The sequence below is a fragment of the Streptomyces sp. CB01881 genome (genome assembly GCF_002953255.1).
Classification (GTDB): domain Bacteria; phylum Actinomycetota; class Actinomycetes; order Streptomycetales; family Streptomycetaceae; genus Kitasatospora.
This window is the reverse complement of record NZ_CP026498.1, coordinates 4,909,452-4,928,143: the sequence shown is the minus strand read 5'-3', so window position 1 is coordinate 4,928,143 and position 18,692 is coordinate 4,909,452. Positions and strand designations below refer to the sequence as shown.

The window sequence follows — 18,692 nt, the reverse complement described above, 5'->3', positions numbered from 1 at the left end:
TGGACCCATGGCTGACCCGTCCACCTACCGCCCGGCGCCGGGCGCGATCCCGGTCTCGCCGGGCGTCTACAAGTTCCGCGACGCCCATGGTCGGGTCATCTACGTCGGCAAGGCCAAGAGCCTGCGCCCCCGGCTGTCGTCCTACTTCCAGGACCTCGCCGGGCTGCACCCGCGCACCGCGACGATGGTCACCACCGCGGCCTCGGTGGAGTGGACGGTGGTCGCCACCGAGGTCGAGGCGCTCCAGCTGGAGTACTCCTGGATCAAGGAGTTCGACCCCCGCTTCAACGTCAAGTACCGCGACGACAAGAGCTATCCGGAGCTGGCGGTCACCCTCAACGAGGAGTACCCGCGGGTCCAGGTGATGCGCGGGGCGCACAAGAAGGGCGTGCGCTACTTCGGCCCGTACGGGCACGCCTGGGCGATCCGCGAGACGGTCGACCTGCTGCTGTGCGTCTTCCCCGTCCGGACCTGCTCCAACGGCGTCTTCAAGCGCGCCCGCCAGGTCGGCCGGCCCTGCCTGCTCGGCTACATCGGCAAGTGCGCCGCGCCCTGCGTCGGCAAGGTCTCGGCGGACGAACACCGGGCGCTGGCCGAGGACTTCTGCGACTTCATGGCCGGCCGCACCGGCAACTACCTGCGCCGGCTGGAAGAGCAGATGCAGGAGGCCGCCGCGGAGATGGAGTACGAGAAGGCGGCCCGGCTGCGGGACGACATCGGGGCGCTCAAGCGCGCGATGGAGAAGAACGCCATCGTGCTCGCCGACGCCACCGACGCCGACCTGCTCGCCGTCGCCGAGGACGAGCTGGAGGCCGCCGTCCAGATCTTCCACGTCCGCGGCGGCCGGGTCCGCGGCCAGCGCGGCTGGGTCACCGACAAGGTCGAGGACGTGGACACCGCGGGCCTGGTCGAGCACGCGCTCCAGCAGCTCTACGGCGGTGCCGGCGGGGACGAACGGAGCGAGGCCGTCCCGCGCGAGGTGCTGGTCCCCGCGCTGCCCGAACCGGTCGGCCCCGTGAAGGAGTGGCTGAGCGGCCTCCGCGGCGCCCAGGTGGACCTGCGCGTCCCGCAGCGCGGCGACAAGAAGGACCTCATGGTCACCGTGCAGCGCAACGCCCAGCAGGCGCTGGCCCTGCACAAGACCAAGCGCGCCTCCGACCTCACCACCCGCAGCCGGGCCCTCCAGGAGATCGCCGACGCGCTGGAGCTGGACTCCGTCCCGCTGCGCATCGAGTGCTTCGACATCTCGCACCTCCAGGGCGAGGACGTGGTCGCCTCGATGGTGGTCTTCGAGGACGGCCTGGCCCGCAAGAGCGAGTACCGGCGCTTCCAGATCAAGGGCTTCGAGGGCCAGGACGACGTCCGCTCGATGCACGAGGTGATCACCCGCCGGTTCCGCCGCTACCTCCAGGAGCGCGAGCAGACGGGGGAGTGGGCCGTCCCCGAGGCCGACGACCCGGTCGCCGCCACCGCGGACGCGGCCGGCCAGGAGGCCCCCGACGGCCAGGAGGTGCCCGCCGGGCCGGTCGACCCGGAGACGGGCCGCCCCCGCCGCTTCGCCTACCCGCCGCAGCTGCTGGTCGTCGACGGCGGCCAGCCGCAGGTCGCCGCCGCCAGGCGCGCCCTGGACGAGCTGGGCATCGACGACGTCGCCCTCTGCGGCCTGGCCAAGCGCCTGGAGGAGGTCTGGCTGCCCGGCGAGGACGACCCGGTGGTCCTGCCCCGCAGCAGCGAGGGCCTCTACCTGCTCCAGCGGGTCCGCGACGAGGCGCACCGCTTCGCCATCACCTACCAGCGCGCCAAGCGTTCCAGGCGACTCACCGCCGGGGAGCTGGACTCCGTCCCCGGCCTCGGCGAGACTCGCCGCCAGGCGCTGCTCAAGCACTTCGGCTCGCTGAAGCGGCTCCGCGCGGCCACCGTCGACGAACTCTGCGCCGTCCCCGGCATCGGACGCCGGACGGCGGAGACTGTTGCGGCAGCGTTGTCCTCCCGTACACCCGCGGCACCGGCTGTGAACACCGCCACCGGCGAGATCATCGATGACAGCGCCGACGTGGCCGGCCCGGCGGCCGGCGCGGCGCCCCAGGCAGCACCGTCCCAGGAGACGCCATGACGGCCGACGCCGCCCGTCAGCCGGCGCGCCCCGAGCCCACTCGTCCGAGTGAGCCGGGGAAGCGTGCCCGCGCGACGCGCGTTCTCCTCAGCAGAACCACCGAGAGCGGGGAACCGAAGTGACGATGTCAGACGCGGGAGAGAACGCCCCGGAGCTGGTGATCATCTCCGGCATGTCCGGAGCGGGCCGCTCCACCGCGGCCAAGTGCCTGGAGGACCTGGGCTGGTTCGTGGTGGACAACCTGCCGCCGGCCCTCATCCCGACCATGGTCGACCTCGGCGCCCGCTCCCAGGGCAACGTGGCCCGGATCGGCGTCGTGGTGGACGTCCGCGGCCGGCAGTTCTTCGACGACCTGCTCACCTCGCTGGACGAGCTGGAGAAGCGCGGCGTCCGGCTGAGCGTCGTCTTCCTGGACTCCTCCGACGACGCCCTGGTCCGCCGCTTCGAGAGCGTGCGCCGCCCGCACCCGCTCCAGGCCGACGGCCGGATCGTCGACGGCATCGCCCGGGAGCGCGACCTGCTGCGCGACCTGCGCGGCGAGGCCGACCTGGTGATCGACACCTCCAACCTCAACGTGCACCAGCTGCGCGCCAAGCTGGACGCCCAGTTCGCCGACCACGACGAACCCGAGCTGCGCGCCACGGTGATGTCCTTCGGCTTCAAGTACGGCCTGCCGGTCGACGCCGACCTCGTGGTGGACTGCCGCTTCCTGCCCAACCCGCACTGGGTCCCCGAGCTGCGCGCCCGTACCGGCACGGACGCCGACGTCGCCGACTACGTGTTCCAGCAGCCCGGGGCCAACGAGTTCCTCAACGGCTACGCCGAGCTTCTGCGCATCATCACCGAGGGGTACCGCCGCGAGGGGAAGCGCTACATGACGCTTGCCGTAGGCTGCACCGGTGGCAAGCACCGCAGCGTCGCGATGTCCGAGCGCCTGACGAAGCGCCTCATCGCGGACGGAGTGGAAACCGTGCTCGTCCACCGTGACATGGGACGGGAGTAGCCGCCGCGCCCCTGCCGGGCCGCCGGCGGAGGCCCGGCGGCGGGCAAGAGGAACGCGAGGTAGGTGTGACGGGATACGTGCCCGGGCGGCAGCTCCAGAACAAGACCGCCGACCGGACGGGGGTCCCGCCGCGCGCCGCGGCGCCCGGCAGGCCGCGGACCGGGCAGGCGCGGACCAACCCGGCCCGCCCGGGCCCGGCCCGCACCAGTCAGGCGCCCCGGTCCAACCAGGCCCCCCGGATCACCGCCCTCGGCGGCGGCCAGGGCCTCTCCGCCTCGCTCTCCGCCCTGCGTCGGCTCACCACCGACCTCACCGCCGTGGTCACGGTGGCCGACGACGGCGGCTCCAGCGGCCGGCTGCGCGAGGAGCTCGGGGTGCTGCCGCCGGGCGACCTCCGCAAGGCGCTGGCCGCGCTCTGCGGCGACGACGACTGGGGCCGCACCTGGTCCGAGGTGATCCAGCAGCGCTTCACCGGCACCGGCGGGCTGGGCGGCCACGCCGTCGGCAACCTGCTGATCGTCGCGCTCTGGGAGAAGCTCGGCGACCCGGTCGCCGCCCTGGACTGGGTGGGCCGGCTGCTGAACGTCCAGGGCCGGGTGCTGCCGATGTCGGCGGTCCCGCTGGACATCGAGGCGATAGTCCGCGGGCACGACCCGGCCCGCCCCGGAGAGGTCTCCGCGGTCCGCGGCCAGGCCAGTGTCGCCGCGACGCCCGGCACCGTGGAGTCGGTCCGGCTGCTGCCGGACGAGCCCCCGGCCGCCCCGGAGGCCGTCACCGCCGTCCGCGAGGCGGACTGGGTGGTCCTCGGCCCCGGTTCCTGGTTCACCAGCGTGCTGCCCCACCTGCTGGTGCCCGAGCTGGCCAAGGCGCTCACCGAGACCCGGGCCCGTCGCCTGCTCACCCTGAACCTGGCCCCCCAGCCCGGTGAGACGGAGGGTTTCACCCCGCAGCGTCACCTGGAGGTCATCGCCGACCACGCACCCACCCTCGCGGTGGATGCGATCCTGGTGGACGAGCGCGCCGTCACCGGCGGCGCTTTCGGCCAGGCGGACCTGGCCGGCCTGGAGAAGGCCGCCGAGCGGATGGGCGCGGCCCTGGTGCTCGGGCGGGTCGCCCGTACCGACGGGACGCCGCGACACGACCCGGAGCTCTTGGCCGCCGCGTACGACCGGATTTTCCGGACACATGGAAGGATCGGGCCATGGCGATGACTCCAGCGGTGAAGGACGAAATCAGCCGGCTCCCGGTCACCCGGGCCTGCTGCCGCAAGGCGGAGGTCTCGGCGATCCTGCGTTTCGCGGGCGGGCTGCACATCGTGAGCGGCCGCATCGTGATCGAGGCGGAGCTGGACACCGGCGCGGCGGCGCGCCGTCTGCGCAAGGACCTGCTGGAGATCTTCGGACACTCCTCGGACCTGGTCGTGATGGCGCCCGGCGGTCTGCGCCGCGGCAGCCGTTATGTGGTCCGGGTGGTCAAGGACGGCGAGCTGCTGGCGCGCCAGACCGGACTGGTGGACGGCCGCGGTCGGCCGATCCGGGGCCTGCCGCCGGCCGTGGTCTCCGGCGCCACCTGTGACGCCGAGGCGGCCTGGCGCGGGGCGTTCCTCGCGCACGGCTCGCTCACCGAGCCCGGCCGCTCCTCCTCGCTGGAGATCACCTGCCCCGGCTCCGAGGCCGCCCTCGCCCTGGTCGGCGCCGCCCGTCGGCTCGGCATCCCGGCCAAGGCCCGCGAGGTGCGCGGCGTGGACCGGGTGGTGATCCGCGACGGCGACGCCATCGGCGCACTGCTGACCCGGCTCGGTGCCCACGAGTCGGTGCTCGCCTGGGAGGAGCGCCGGATGCGGCGCGAGGTGCGGGCCACCGCCAACCGCCTGGCCAACTTCGACGACGCCAACCTGCGCCGCTCGGCCCGCGCCGCGGTGGCGGCCGGCGCCCGGGTGCAGCGCGCGCTGGAGATCCTCGGCGAGGAGGTGCCCGAGCACCTGGCCGCCGCCGGCCAGCTGCGGATGCAGCACAAGCAGGCCTCGCTGGAGGAGCTGGGCGCGCTGGCCGACCCGCCGCTGACCAAGGACGCGGTGGCCGGCCGGATCCGCCGCCTGCTGGCGATGGCCGACAAGCGGGCCTCCGAGCTCGGCCTGCCGAGCACCGAGGCCAATCTGACCGACGAGATGGCGCTCAACTAGCGGGCCTTGACAGCGATCGCGGACCGTGGTGGAGAACGGCCGGTACCCGGAATCCCGGGTACCGGCCGTTCCGTGTCCGAACCGCCGACGGCGCAGCCCCTGGCGGGGTGTCCGGGATGTGGGACCAACTTCCCGCGGGGGGAGGCGCGGAAGTCCTGTTCGTGGCCCCTTGACACGCCACGCCAGGGTCTTTGACCCGGCCTGATGTGCCCCGGAACGTCTCGGAGGGGTAGGGTCGTAGGCGGTCGGGGACATCCCAAATTCCACCCCGTCGGCATAGTTCCGGCGTACCTAACGAGGAGATCGGTTCGTGACGATCCGGGTAGGCATCAACGGATTCGGCCGCATCGGCCGCAACTTCTTCCGTGCGGTCAAGGCCCAGGGCGCAGACATCGAGATCGTCGGTGTCAACGACCTGACCGACACCAAGACCCTGGCGCACCTGCTCAAGTACGACTCGATCCTGGGCACCTTCCCGGGCGAGGTCTCGCACACCGAGAACAGCATCACCGTCGACGGCAAGACCTTCAAGGTCATCGCCGAGCGTGACCCGGCCAACCTGCCCTGGGGCGAGCTGGGCGTGGACATCGTCATCGAGTCCACCGGCATCTTCACCAAGGCCGAGGCGGCCAAGAAGCACGTCACCGCCGGAGCCAAGAAGGTCATCATCTCGGCGCCCGCCACCGACGAGGACGTCACCATCGTGATGGGCGTCAACGACGACAAGTACGACGCCGCCAAGCACACCGTCATCTCCAACGCCTCCTGCACCACCAACTGCGTGGCGCCGCTGGCCAAGGTGCTGAACGAGAACTTCGGCATCGTCAAGGGTCTGATGACCACGGTGCACGCGTACACCAACGACCAGGTCACCCTGGACTTCCCGCACAAGGACCTGCGTCGCGCCCGCGCCGCCGCCCTCAACATCATCCCGACCTCCACCGGTGCCGCCAAGGCGACCGCGCTGGTGCTGCCCGAGCTGAAGGGCAAGCTGGACGGCACCTCGCTGCGCGTCCCGGTCCCGACCGGCTCGATCACCGACCTGGTCGTCACCCTGGAGCGCGACGTCACCGTCGAGGAGGTCAACGCCGCCTTCCAGAAGGCGTCCGAGGGCTCGCTCAAGGGCATCCTGCAGTACACCGAGGACCCGATCGTCTCCTCCGACATCGTGAACTCGCCGTTCTCCACGATCTTCGACTCGCTGATGACCATGGTCCAGGGCAACCAGGTCAAGGTCTTCGGCTGGTACGACAACGAGTGGGGCTACTCGAACCGCCTCGTCAACCTGACCAGCCTCGTCGGTGGCCAGCTCTGACGCAGCGGGAGCTGACGTGAAGTAAGGGGGAGGGCCCGGAAGGCTTCGACGCCATCCGGGCCCTCGTCTGCGCACCCTCAACTCCCCTTTGACGGCCCGCCGTTGTGCCGTCCTTGCTCCACCCCCCAGGAGACGGAAGACCGTGAAGACCATCGAAGACCTCGACGTCGCCGGCAAGCGCGTATTCGTTCGCGCGGACCTGAACGTCCCGCTGTCCGGCGGCACGATCACCGACGACGGCCGGATCCGTGCCGTCGCGCCGACCATCGCCAAGCTCGCAGAGCGTGGCGCCAAGGTCGTCGTCGCCTCCCACCTCGGCCGCCCCAAGGGCGAGCCGGACCCGCAGTTCTCCCTCGCGCCGGTGGCCGCCCGCCTCGGCGAGATCCTCGGCAGGCCGGTCTCCTTCGCGGCCGACACCGTGGGCGAGAGCGCGAAGGCCACCGTCGCCGCCCTGGCCGACGGCGAGGTCACGCTGCTGGAGAACCTGCGCTTCAACGCCGGCGAGACCAGCAAGGACGACGCCGAGCGCGGCGCCTTCGCGGACGAGCTGGCCCTGCTGGCCGACCTGTACGTGGGCGACGGCTTCGGTGCGGTGCACCGCAAGCACGCCTCCGTCTTCGACCTGCCGGCCCGCCTGCCGCACGCCGTCGGCGACCTGATCGCCACCGAGGTGGGCGTGCTGAAGCGCCTCACCGAGGAGGTCGAGCGCCCGTACGTCGTCGTGCTCGGCGGCTCCAAGGTGTCCGACAAGGTCGGCGTGATCGACAACCTGCTCGGCAAGGCCGACCGCATCCTGATCGGCGGCGGCATGGCGTACACCTTCCTGTACGCCCTCGGCAACGAGGTCGGCATCTCGCTGCTGCAGAAGGACCAGGTCCCCGTGGTCCTGGACTACCTGAAGCGCGGCGAGGAGAACGGCGTCGAGTTCGTGCTGCCGGTGGACGTCGCGGTCTCCGCGAAGTTCCCCGACACCAAGACGCACGCCCCGGTCGAGGACTTCGCGATCGTCGCCGCGAACGAGATCCCGGCGGACAAGGAAGGTCTGGACATCGGCCCGAAGACCCGCGAGCTCTTCGCGGCGAAGCTGGCCGACGCCAGGACGGTGTTCTGGAACGGTCCGGTGGGCGTCTTCGAGCACCCGACCTTCGCCGAGGGCACCAAGGCAGTCGCGCAGGCGCTGCTGGACAGCGACGCGTTCACCGTGGTCGGTGGCGGCGACTCCGCCGCGGCCGTCCGCATCCTGGGCTTCGACGAGACGGAGTTCGGGCACATCTCGACCGGCGGTGGCGCGAGCCTCGAGTACCTGGAGGGCAAGACCCTCCCCGGTCTCGCCGCCCTGGAAGGCTGAGGCAATGACTGAGCGTCTCCCGCTGATGGCGGGCAACTGGAAGATGAACCTCAACCACCTTGAGGCCATCCAGCACACCCAGAAGCTGGCCTTCGCGCTGGCCGACAAGGACTACGAGTCGGTCGAGGTCGCCGTCCTGGTGCCGTTCACCGACCTCCGTTCGGTGCAGACCCTGGTCGACGGCGACAAGCTGAAGATCAAGTACGGCTCGCAGGACATCTCGCAGCACGACTCCGGTGCGTACACCGGCGAGGTCTCCGGCCCGATGCTGTCCAAGCTGAAGTGCACCTACGCGGTGATCGGCCACTCGGAGCGCCGCCAGTACCACGGCGAGAACGAGGAGATCGTCAACGCCAAGGTGAAGGCCGCCTACCGCAGCGGGATCACGCCGATCCTCTGCATCGGCGAGCCGCTGGACATCCGCAGGGCCGGCACCCACGTCGAGTACACGCTGGCCCAGCTCGACGGCGCCCTGAAGGACGTCCCGGCCGCGCACGCCGAGTCCATCGTCGTCGCGTACGAGCCGGTCTGGGCGATCGGCACCGGCGAGGTGGCGACCCCCGAGGACGCCCAGGAGGTCTGCGCCGCGATCCGCGTGCGGATCGCCGAGCTGTACGACGCCGAGCTGGCCGGCAAGGTCCGCGTGCTGTACGGCGGTTCGGTCAAGTCGTCGAGCGCGGCCGGCCTGATGGCCAAGCCGGACGTCGACGGCGGCCTGATCGGTGGTGCCTCCCTGGACGCCGACGAGTTCGTCAAGATCGTGCGGTACCGTGAGCAGGCAGTAGGCTAACGCCGCCGCAGCAACGTAGGCTTTGGGGCCGGACCGCTCAGTGCGGCCCGGCCCCTTCGCCGAAGATACGAGAGAGTTGGTCCCGTCGTGGTTATCGGGTTCTCGATTGCCCTGATCATCTTCAGCCTGCTGATGATCCTCCTGGTGCTGCTGCACAAGGGGAAGGGCGGCGGCCTGTCCGACATGTTCGGCGGCGGCGCGATGTCCACCGGCGGCGGTTCGGCGGTGGCCGAGCGCAACCTGGACCGCATCACGATCATTGTCGCCGTCGGCTGGTTCGCATGCATCATCGTGCTCGGCCTGGTGCTCAAGTACAAGAGCTGACATATCTCTGACGCCTCGTCGCCCCGCGGCCTATGCTGGAACGGTCCGGGGCGGAGCCGGTGGTCGTGGATCCTTAACTCCTGCTTACACTAGGACGACTTTCGCCACCGACGCGCACCGCGGCGGGTCGGCGCATCAGCACGCAGGGAGTCAGACCGTGGCAAGTGGCAACGCCATCCGTGGCAGCAGGGTCGGAGCCGGCCCGATGGGGGAGGCGGAGCGCGGCGAGTCCGCCCCGCGCAACCGGATCACCTTCTGGTGTGCCAACAAGCACGAGACCCGCCCCAGCTTCGCCGCGGAGGCGGTCATCCCGGACACCTGGGACTGCCCGCGCTGCGGTTTCCCGGCCGGCCAGGACGAGCACAACCCGCCCGCCCCCTCGCGCAACGAGCCGTACAAGACCCACCTCGCCTACGTGCGCGAGCGGCGCACCGACGCCGACGGCGAGGCGATCCTCGCCGAGGCCCTGGCCAAGCTGCGCGGCGAGATCTGAGACCTGACAACACGAAGGGCGCCACCGTTCTGCGACGGTGGCGCCCTTTCGCGTGGCCGTGGCCGTGGCCGGGGCTACGCCGAGGCCGGCGGGTACAGCTGCGGCGGGATCTGCGCCGCCGCCGCCCGGTCCAGCAGCCAGAGGGTGCGGCTGCGGCCGTACGCGCCCGAGGCGGGCGCCTGGAGCTCGCCCGGGCCGGAGAGGGCCACCGCGACCGCGCCGGCCTTGTCCTCGCCCGCCGCCAGCAGCCAGACCTCACGGGCCGCCCGGATAGCCGGGAGGGTGAGCGAGACGCGGGTCGGCGGGGGCTTCGGCGCACCGCGCACGCCGATCACCGTCAGCTCGGTCTCCCGCACGCCCGGGTGCTCGGGGAAGAGCGAGGCGACGTGGGTGTCCGGTCCGACGCCGAGCAGCAGCACGTCGAAGGAGGGGACGCCGAGCCGGTCACCCGGCCCGGCCGCCTTCGCCAGCTCCTCGGCGTAGCGGGCCGCGGCGGCCTCCACGTCCGAGCCGTCCACGCCGTCCGAGGCGGGCATCTCGTGCACCCGCGCGGGGTCGAGCGGGACGGCGTCGAGCAGCTCCGCCCGGGCCTGGACGGCGTTGCGCTCCGGGTCGGCGGAGGGCACGAAGCGCTCGTCGCCCCACCAGAGGTCCAGCCGGGCCCAGTCGACCGCGTCCCGGGCCGGGGAGGCGGCGATGGCTGCCAGCAGGGCGTTGCCGTTGCGCCCGCCCGTGAGCACCACCGAGGCGGTGCCACGGGCGGCCTGGGCGTCCACGATCCGGGTGATCAGCCGGGCCGCGGCCGCCTGGGCCATCAGCTCCTTGTCCCGGTGGACGACCAGTTGCGGGGTGGCCGCGGTCACGATCCCGCCTTCTTGTCCGCGCCCTTGGCCGGGGCCTTCTTCGCGGCGGCCTTCTTCGGCGCGGACTCCTGGTCGGCGTCCTTCTCCGGTGCGGCGTCGCCCGGCACCTTGGCGGTCACCCGCGAAGGGTTGGCCACCGCGGCCTCGGCGACGGTGTGCGCGGCCGACTCGGCCGCCGCCGTCTCGCGCAGCCGCTCGACGGGCGTGCGCACGGCCGACGCGTAGATGTCGTCCGGGTCGAGCCGGCGCAGCTCCTCCGCGATCAGCTCGGACGTCTCGCGCCGCTTGAGCGCCACCTGGCGGTCCGGCGAGCCGGGCATGGACAGCGTGCCCATCAGGCCGTCCGGGCGGTCCAGGGTGATGTCCCCGTCCGTGGTGCGCAGGTGCACCGCGGTGATGCCGGGGCCGCCGGTGACGACCCGCTCGACCGGCACGTGCAGCCGGTTGTGCAGCCAGAGGCCGAGCAGCTCGACGCTGGGGTTGTACGACTCGCCCTCGACCACCGCGGAGGTGATCGTGGACGGCCGCTGGTCCAGCGCGGCGGCCAGCATCGAGCGCCAGCCGGTGATCCGCGTCCAGGCCAGGTCGGTGTCGCCCGGGGTGTAGCTCTGGGCCCGCTGGGCGAGCTGGCCGACCGGGGACTCCGCGGTGACGGCGTCGGTGATCCGGCGCTGGGCGATCGAGCCCAGCGGGTCCTGGGCCGGGTGCAGCGGAGCGTTCTCCGGCCACCAGACGACCACCGGGGCGTCCGGGAGGAGCAGCGGCAGGACGACCGACTGGGCGTGCGCGACGAGCTCGCCGTGCATGCGCAGGACGACCGTCTCGCCGGAGCCGGCGTCGCTGCCGACCAGGATCTCGGCGTCCAGGCGGGTCTCGGCGCGGGCCCGGGGCGAGCGCCCGGCGCGCTTGATGACCGCCAGGGTGCGCGAGGGGTGCTCCCGCGAGGCGTCGTTGGCGGCCTTGAGGGCGTCGTAGGCGCTGCCCTCGTCGGTCACGATCACCAGCGTGAGCACCATGCCGGCGGCGGTGGCGCCGTTGCCCCGGCGCGCCTCCATCAGCGCTGCGTTGATCTTGCTGGAGGTCGTGTTCGTGAGATCGATCTTCATGGCCGGCGCCAGCTCCTGCCGTCTTGTGCGAGCATCTCGTCAGCCTCGGCCGGGCCCCAGGTGCCCGCCGGGTACTGGGCGGGCTTGCCGTGGGAGTCCCAGTACTTCTCGATCGGGTCGAGGATCTGCCAGGAGAGCTCGACCTCCTGGTGGCGCGGGAACAGGTTGGCGTCGCCGAGCAGCACGTCGAGGATGAGGCGCTCGTACGCCTCCGGGCTGGACTCGGTGAAGGACTCGCCGTAGGCGAAGTCCATCGTGACGTCCCGGACCTCGAAGGAGGTGCCCGGCACCTTGGAGCCGAACCGCACCGTGACGCCCTCGTCCGGCTGCACCCGGATGACCAGGGCGTTCTGCCCCAGCTCCTCGGTCGCGTAGGAGTCGAACGGCAGGTACGGGGCGCGCTGGAAGACCACCGCGATCTCGGTGACCCGGCGGCCGAGCCGCTTGCCGGTGCGCAGGTAGAACGGCACGCCCGCCCAGCGGCGGTTGTTGATCTCCAGCTTGATGGCCGCGTAGGTGTCGGTCTTGGAGTCCGGGTTGATGCCGTCCTCGTCGAGGTAGCCGCCGACCTCCTCGCCGCCCTGCCAGCCGGCCGCGTACTGGCCGCGCACGGTGTGCTTGCCGAGGTCGGCCGGGAGCTTGACGGCGCTGAGCACCTTGAGCTTCTCGGCGACCAGCGCCTTGGGGTGGAAGGACGCCGGCTCCTCGATGGCGGTGAGCGCCATCAGCTGGAGCAGGTGGTTCTGGATGACGTCCCGGGCCGAGCCGATGCCGTCGTAGTAGCCGGCCCGGCCGCCGATGCCGATGTCCTCGGCCATGGTGATCTGCACGTGGTCGACGTACGACCGGTTCCAGATCGGCTCGAACATCTGGTTGGCGAAGCGGAGCGCCAGGATGTTCTGGACGGTCTCCTTGCCCAGGTAGTGGTCGATCCGGAAGACCTCGTCCCGGGGGAAGACCTCGTGGACGATCCGGTTCAGCTCCTGGGCGCTCTCCAGGTCGTGGCCGAAGGGCTTCTCGATGACCGCGCGCCGCCAGGAGCCCTGGGGCGGGTCGGCCAGGCCGTGCTTCTTCAGCTGCTGGACGACGGTCGGGAAGAACTTCGGCGGGACCGACAGGTAGAAGGCGAAGTTGCCGCCGGTGCCCTGCGCCTTGTCGAGCTCCTCGATGGTGCCGCGGAGCTTGTCGAAGGCGTCGTCGTCGTCGAAGGTGCCGTGGACGAAGCGCATGCCCTTGGCGAGCTGCTGCCACACCTCCTCGCGGAAGGGGGTCCGGGCGTGCTCCTTGACCGCGTCGTGGACCTCCTGGGCGAAGTCCTCGTCCTTCCACTCGCGGCGGGCGAAGCCGACGAGCGAGAAGCCCGGCGGCAGCAGGCCGCGGTTGGCCAGGTCGTAGATGGCCGGCATCAGCTTCTTGCGGGACAGGTCGCCGGTGACCCCGAAGATGACCAGGCCGGACGGCCCCGCGATGCGCGGGAGCCGCCGGTCTGCCGGGTCACGAAGCGGGTTGACGGGAGCCGGCGGGGGGTCGCCCGCGTCCGAGTCCGACGTCAACTCAGGGAAATCAGTGCTCACTTGATGGGCTCCGCTTTCGTGCGCTGGCTGTGAGCGGGAATCACTTCTCGTCGGCGAAGGAGGCGAGCGAGGCCGTGACGGTGTCGAGCAGCTCGTTCCAGGACTGCTCGAACTTCTCCACGCCCTCGTCCTCCAGCACCTGGACGACGTCGTCGTAGTCCACGCCGGCCGCGGCGATGGCGTCCATCACGGCCTTGGCGTCGGCGTAGTTCGGGACGATGGTGCCGCCGGTGATCACGCCGTGGTCGCCGGTGGCGTCCAGGGTGGCCTCGGGCATGGTGTTGACGGTGCCCGGGGCGACCAGCTCGGTGACGTACAGGGTGTCCGGCAGGGCCGGGTCCTTGACGCCGGTGGAGGCCCAGAGCGGACGCTGCGGCTTGGCGCCGGCGGCCTCCAGGGCCTTCCAGCGCTCGCTGCCGGCGGTCTTGCCGTCGACGGTGCCGAAGACCTCCTCGTACGCCTGGTAGGCGAGGCGGGCGTTGGCCAGGGCGGCCTTGGAGCGAAGGTCCCGGGCGTCGCCGCCGACCTTGTCCAGGCGCTTGTCGATCTCGGTGTCCACGCGGGAGACGAAGAACGAGGCGACCGACTCGATCTGGGAGAGGTCCAGGCCCTTGGCCTTGGCGGACTCCAGGCCGGTCAGGTAGGCGTCGATGACGGCGCGGTAGCGCTCCAGCGAGAAGATCAGCGTGACGTTGACGCTGATGCCCTTGCCGATGACCTCGCCGATCGCGGGCAGGCCGGCCTTGGTGGCGGGGATCTTGATGAAGACGTTCGGGCGGTCGACCAGCCACCAGAGCTGCTTGGCCTCGGCGATGGTCGCGGCGGTCTCGTGGGCCAGGCGCGGGTCGACCTCGATGGAGACCCGGCCGTCGCGGCCGTTGGAGGCGTCGTAGACCGGGCGCAGCACGTCGGCCGCGTCGCGCACGTCCGAGGTGGTGATCATGCGGACGGCCTCGTCGGTGGTGACCTTGCGGACGGCGAGGTCGCGCAGCTGGCCGTCGTAGGAGGAGTCGCCGCCGCCGATCGCCTTCTGGAAGATGGTCGGGTTGGTGGTGACACCCACCACGTGCTTGTTCTGCACCAGCTCGGCGAGGTTGCCGGTGTTCAGCCGCTTGCGGCTGAGGTCGTCCAGCCAGATCGCCACGCCTTCGTCGCTGAGGCGCTTCAGTGCGTCAGTCATGGTGCTTCAGTCCCTTTTTTCTTCTGCTTCGTGGGGTAGTCAGAGGGGCCGGGGCGCCGATGTGCGGTCGGCGGCCCGGCCCGGGTGCCGCTAGCGGTTGACGGCTTCGAGCGAGCGCAGTGCGTTGTGGGCCTCGGCGACGACCCGCTCGGAGGTCAGGCCGAACTCCTCGAACAGCACCTTGTAGTCGGCGGAGGCACCGAAGTGCTCCAGCGAGACGATCCGGCCGTGGTCGCCGACCAGCTCGCGCCAGCCCTGGGCGATGCCGGCCTCGACCGAGACGCGGGCCTTGACCGACGGCGGCAGCACGCTGTCGCGGTAGGCCTGGTCCTGCTCCTGGAACCACTCGAAGGACGGCAGCGAGACCACGCGGGTCGCGATGCCCTCGGCCTCCAGGACCTCGCGGGCCTTGACGGCCAGCTGGACCTCGGAGCCGGTGCCGAGCAGGATCACCTGCGGGTCGCCGTCGGAGGCCTCGGCCAGGATGTAGCCGCCCTTCGTGGTGCCCTCGGCGGAGCCGAACACCTCGCGGTCGAAGGTCGGGACGTTCTGGCGGGTGAGCGCCAGGCCGACCGGGCCGGGGTGGGTGGTCTGCCGCTCGATCACGGTGCGCCAGGCGACGGCGGTCTCGTTGGCGTCGGCCGGGCGGACCATGGCCAGGCCCGGGATGGCGCGCAGCGAGGCCATGTGCTCGACCGGCTGGTGGGTCGGGCCGTCCTCGCCGAGGCCGATCGAGTCGTGCGTCCAGACGTAGGTGACCGGCAGCTTCATCAGCGCGGCCAGGCGGACGGCGGGGCGCATGTAGTCCGCGAAGACCAGGAAGGTGCCGCCGAAGACGCGGGTCCTGCCGTGCAGCGCGATGCCGTTCATGGTCGAGCCCATGGCGTGCTCGCGGATGCCGAAGTGGATCGTCCGGCCGTAGGGGCCGGCGGTCTTCAGCGGGTTGCCCTCGGGGAGGAAGGAGCTGTCCTCGTCGATGGTGGTGAGGTTGGACTCCGCGAGGTCGGCCGAGCCGCCCCACAGCTCCGGGATCACCGCGCCGATCGCCTTGAGGGTCTCGCCGGAGGCCTTGCGGGTCGCGACGTCCTTGCCGGCCTCGAAGACCGGGACGGACTTCTTCCAGCCCTCGGGCAGCTCGCCGGCCTGGATGCGGTCGAACTCGGCGGCGCGGTGCGGGTGGGCGCCGCGCCAGGCCTCGAACGACTGCTGCCACGCGTCGCGGGCGGCCTTGCCGCGCTTGATCACCTGGCGGGCGTGCTCGATCACCTTGTCGCCGACCTCGAAGGTCTTCTCCGGGTCGAAGCCCAGGACCTTCTTGGTGGCGGCGATCTCGGCGGCGCCGAGCGCGGAGCCGTGTGCCTTGGCGGTGTTCTGGGCGTCCGGGGCCGGCCAGGCGATGATCGTGCGCATAGCGATCATCGACGGGCGGGAGGTCTCGGCCTTGGCGGCGGCCAGGGCCTCGGCCAGGGCGGCCACGTCGATGTCGCCGTTGGCCTTCGGGGTGACCCGCTGGACGTGCCAGCCGTACGCCTCGTAGCGCTTGAGGACGTCCTCGGAGAAGGCCGTCTCGGTGTCGCCCTCGATCGAGATGTGGTTGTCGTCGTACAGGGCGACGAGGTTGCCCAGCTTCTGGTGGCCGGCCAGCGAGGAGGCCTCGGCGGAGATGCCCTCCTCCAGGTCGCCGTCGGAGACGATGGCCCAGATGGTGTGGTCGAACGGCGACTCGCCGGCCGCGGCGTCCGGGTCGAAGAGGCCGCGCTCGAAGCGGGCCGCCATCGCCATGCCCACCGCGTTGGCGATGCCCTGGCCCAGCGGGCCGGTGGTGGTCTCGACGCCCGCGGTGTGGCCGTGCTCGGGGTGACCGGGGGTGCGGCTGCCGGCGACCCGGAAGGCCTTGAGGTCGTCGAGCTCCAGGCCGTAGCCGGAGAGGTAGAGCTGGGTGTAGAGGGTCAGGCTGGTGTGCCCGGGGGAGAGCACGAAACGGTCGCGGCCGACCCACGCCGGGTCGGTCGGGTCGTGGCGCAGGAAGCGCTGGAAGATCAGGTACGCCGCCGGGGCCAGCGACATGGCCGTCCCGGGGTGTCCGTTGCCGACCTTCTGGACCGCGTCCATGGCCAGGACGCGGGCCGTGTCGACAGTCCGCTCGTCCAGTTCGGACCACTCGAATACGTTCGTCGGCGTCGTGTTCACCCTGTCTCAGGGCTCCTTCCGTTGTGAAGAGTGACCCCGTGAGGGGGACCGGGTCGGCCACGTCGCTGGGGCCGGACGCTTGGGTGGTGCCGGTCACGGAGGGTAGATCCCGCTTCTCGGAGCGAGCCTACCGTCCGGGCCGAGGCTCACCCTCCGTGCTGGGACAACGGGAAATTCCGTATGGCGATTCCCACGAAGGACCGGGCGGCTGTTTTGTCACAGGCTCTCCTGTTTTCGTCGTCTCTGCCCCTCGGGGGGTCGGGGCAGGGGGCAGGTACCGCACGGGACCAGCTTCGTCTGTTCACCCAGGGGTGTGCGTTCCGCCTCGCCGGGGGACCCCGGAGCCGGTGGGGAGATATGGAGCGTCTAAGGTGGCGTGGTACGCGCAGAGCGGACGAAACGGGGCCCTCGTTCCCGTGGCCGCCTGTGAGGATTCATCTTCAGTTGGGGTGTTAGTGACCGCCGTCGAATCCCGTCCCGCCGGGGTCACCGGGGCGACGCCTGCGCACCGGCCGTTCGGGGCCCGTGTCGGCGCTTTCGTCGCACTGACCAAGCCGCGGATCATCGAGCTCCTGCTGATCACCACCGTGCCGGTGATGTTCCTGGCGCAGCGCGGTGTTCCGGATCCGCTGCTGGTGCTGGAGGTGGTCATCGGCGGCTACCTCTCGGCCGGCGGCGCCAACGCCCTCAACATGTACATCGACCGTGACATCGACGCGGTGATGTCGCGCACCGAGCGGCGGCCGCTCGTCACCGGCATGGTGTCGCCGCGCGAGGCGCTGGTCTTCGGCATCGCCCTGGCGGTCGGCTCGACGATCTGGCTGGGCTACCTGGTCAACCCGTTGTCCTCGCTGCTGGCGCTGTCGGCACTGCTCTTCTACGTGTTCGTGTACACGCTGGGGCTCAAGCGGCGGACGGCGCAGAACATCGTCTGGGGCGGCATCGCCGGCTGCATGCCGGTGTTCGTCGGCTGGGCGGCGGTCACCAACACGGTGTCCTGGTCGGCGCTGGTGCTCTTCCTGGTCATCTTCTTCTGGACGCCGCCGCACTACTGGCCGCTGTCGATGAAGGTGCGCGAGGACTACGAGCGGGCCGGCGTCCCGATGCTGCCGGTGATCAAGGGCAACCTGGCGGTCGCCAAGCAGATCGTCGCCTACTCCTGGGTCATGGTGGCCGTCTCGCTGGCGCTGTGGCCGCTGGCCGACACCAGCTGGCTCTACCCCGTCTCGGCCGTCGTGCTGGGCGCCGCCTGGCTCAAGGAGGCGCACGGGCTGTACGCCCGGGCCAAGGCCGGGGTGGTCGGCGCCAAGCTGAAGGAGATGCGGCTGTTCCACTGGTCGATCACCTACCTGACGCTGCTGTTCGTGGTGATCGCGGTGGACCCGTTCGTGAAGTAGGACTTCTGAGGAAGGGCCCCGGTCTTCGGACCGGGGCCCTTCTGTTTTCGGTGGGGCGGGGTCCGTGCGGTTGCGGCGGGGCGGGGCAGTGCGGGGGATTCGGCTTCCGGCGCGGGCCGGCCCGGTGTCAGCGGGGCGGCAGTTCGGACGGGCCGACGTGGCCGTCCAGCCAGTCCTTGAGGGGCTGGGAGGCCTCCAGGAAGCCGGTGATCCGCCGGTAGGCCGTCCGGGTGCCGAGCCAGGCCCCGGGCGGCCACTCCTGCCAGGCGACCAGGCCCTTGTGGCGGAGCAGCTCGATCCGGGGGTGGTCCTTGGGGTAGCCGCGCGGCGCGGACTTGAGGCTGTCCCGGCCGACCACCTGCGGGCCGGCCTCGCGGACCGCGGCGACCACCCGCTCCAGCTCGGCGCCGCTCACGTCCTCGGCGACGGCGGCCCGGTAGCGCTCCAGCTGGTCCGGGGCGAGCTGGTAGAGCCCGTTGCCGCAGGCCAGTCCGTCGGCGGAGAGCTGGACGTAGCCGCCGGCCTCCAGGTGGGCGCCGATGTGCGTCTTGTAGGGGGACTTGTCGGCGCTGAACCGGACGTCGCGGTTGGGGCGGAAGATCTTGCCGGGACCGAAGCCGGGTTCCAGCTCGTCCAGCAGCCGTTCCATCGGCTCCCGGACGGCGTGGTCGTACTGGTCCTTGTGGGACTGCCAGAAGGTCTTGGAGTTGTCGGCCTCCAGGTGCTCGTAGAAGTCGAGCGCCTCGGCGGGCCAGCCTTGGAAGGTCACGGGGCCAGTATGTGGTGCGCGGGGCCGGCATGTGGCCCGGTGCAC

General features: G+C 71.4%; 16 protein-coding genes. 10 read left to right on the top strand and 6 right to left on the bottom strand.

Features of this window, described 5'->3' with window-relative positions; all coding sequences use genetic code 11:
- The first annotated feature begins 7 nt into the window (after positions 1–7).
- The 9 genes from uvrC (at position 8) to C2142_RS11430 (ending at position 9,568) form a co-directional block, all read left to right on the top strand.
- On the top strand, positions 8–2,113 hold the full coding sequence (uvrC, locus tag C2142_RS11470) for an excinuclease ABC subunit UvrC (RefSeq protein ID WP_148642547.1): 2,106 nt from the start codon (positions 8–10) through the stop codon (positions 2,111–2,113).
- A gap of 124 nt (positions 2,114–2,237) precedes the next feature.
- Positions 2,238–3,116, top strand: a complete 879-nt coding sequence (rapZ, locus tag C2142_RS11465; protein WP_148642546.1) for an RNase adapter RapZ — start codon at positions 2,238–2,240, stop codon at positions 3,114–3,116.
- A gap of 239 nt (positions 3,117–3,355) precedes the next feature.
- Positions 3,356–4,327, top strand: coding sequence for a uridine diphosphate-N-acetylglucosamine-binding protein YvcK (yvcK, locus tag C2142_RS11460; RefSeq protein ID WP_148644710.1), 972 nt, complete (start codon positions 3,356–3,358; stop codon positions 4,325–4,327).
- Positions 4,318–5,298, top strand: a complete 981-nt coding sequence (gene whiA / locus C2142_RS11455) for a DNA-binding protein WhiA (protein WP_148642545.1) — start codon at positions 4,318–4,320, stop codon at positions 5,296–5,298. The genes yvcK and whiA overlap by 10 nt, the downstream gene beginning before the upstream one ends.
- A 310-nt stretch (positions 5,299–5,608) precedes the next feature.
- Positions 5,609–6,613, top strand: coding sequence for a type I glyceraldehyde-3-phosphate dehydrogenase (gene gap, locus C2142_RS11450; RefSeq protein WP_148642544.1), 1,005 nt, complete (start codon positions 5,609–5,611; stop codon positions 6,611–6,613).
- Between the two features lie 142 nt (positions 6,614–6,755).
- Positions 6,756–7,961 carry a phosphoglycerate kinase gene (locus C2142_RS11445; RefSeq protein WP_148642543.1) on the top strand — a complete coding sequence of 402 codons (1,206 nt, stop codon included), beginning with the start codon at positions 6,756–6,758 and terminating at the stop codon, positions 7,959–7,961.
- A 4-nt stretch (positions 7,962–7,965) separates the two neighbouring features.
- Entirely contained in the window at positions 7,966–8,751 is a 786-nt protein-coding gene (gene tpiA / locus C2142_RS11440) for a triose-phosphate isomerase (protein WP_148642542.1), read from the top strand.
- 87 nt (positions 8,752–8,838) lie between these two features.
- Positions 8,839–9,075: a preprotein translocase subunit SecG gene (gene secG, locus C2142_RS11435; RefSeq protein WP_148642541.1), complete on the top strand. Its 237-nt coding sequence runs from the start codon at positions 8,839–8,841 to the stop codon at positions 9,073–9,075.
- A gap of 157 nt (positions 9,076–9,232) precedes the next feature.
- A complete protein-coding gene (locus tag C2142_RS11430; RefSeq protein ID WP_079135914.1) occupies positions 9,233–9,568 on the top strand; it encodes an RNA polymerase-binding protein RbpA in 336 nt (111 codons plus the stop codon).
- A gap of 74 nt (positions 9,569–9,642) precedes the next feature.
- On the opposite strand, the gene pgl is transcribed toward C2142_RS11430, so the two are convergent.
- From pgl to tkt, 5 genes are all read right to left on the bottom strand, one after another.
- Entirely contained in the window at positions 9,643–10,431 is a 789-nt protein-coding gene (gene pgl, locus C2142_RS11425) for a 6-phosphogluconolactonase (RefSeq protein ID WP_277347250.1), read from the bottom strand.
- The gene (gene opcA / locus C2142_RS11420) at positions 10,428–11,537 is read right to left on the bottom strand and encodes a glucose-6-phosphate dehydrogenase assembly protein OpcA (protein ID WP_148642540.1); all 1,110 of its coding nucleotides are present in this window, start codon (positions 11,535–11,537) and stop codon (positions 10,428–10,430) included. Before opcA ends, pgl begins: the two co-directional genes overlap by 4 nt.
- The gene (gene zwf / locus C2142_RS11415; protein ID WP_148644708.1) at positions 11,534–13,090 is read right to left on the bottom strand and encodes a glucose-6-phosphate dehydrogenase; all 1,557 of its coding nucleotides are present in this window, start codon (positions 13,088–13,090) and stop codon (positions 11,534–11,536) included. The genes opcA and zwf overlap by 4 nt, the downstream gene beginning before the upstream one ends.
- 61 nt (positions 13,091–13,151) lie before the next feature.
- On the bottom strand, positions 13,152–14,291 hold the full coding sequence (gene tal, locus C2142_RS11410) for a transaldolase (protein ID WP_148642539.1): 1,140 nt from the start codon (positions 14,289–14,291) through the stop codon (positions 13,152–13,154).
- 90 nt (positions 14,292–14,381) lie between these two features.
- Positions 14,382–16,481 carry a transketolase gene (gene tkt / locus C2142_RS11405; RefSeq protein WP_148642538.1) on the bottom strand — a complete coding sequence of 700 codons (2,100 nt, stop codon included), beginning with the start codon at positions 16,479–16,481 and terminating at the stop codon, positions 14,382–14,384.
- Positions 16,482–16,936: 455 nt separating this feature from the next.
- Here tkt and C2142_RS11400 point away from each other — a divergent pair, with 455 nt between their 5' ends.
- Positions 16,937–17,878 carry a heme o synthase gene (locus tag C2142_RS11400; RefSeq protein ID WP_148642537.1) on the top strand — a complete coding sequence of 314 codons (942 nt, stop codon included), beginning with the start codon at positions 16,937–16,939 and terminating at the stop codon, positions 17,876–17,878.
- A 127-nt stretch (positions 17,879–18,005) separates the two neighbouring features.
- On the opposite strand, the gene C2142_RS11395 is transcribed toward C2142_RS11400, so the two are convergent.
- Positions 18,006–18,647 carry a DUF2461 domain-containing protein gene (locus C2142_RS11395; protein WP_148642536.1) on the bottom strand — a complete coding sequence of 214 codons (642 nt, stop codon included), beginning with the start codon at positions 18,645–18,647 and terminating at the stop codon, positions 18,006–18,008.
- Positions 18,648–18,692: the final 45 nt, after the last annotated feature.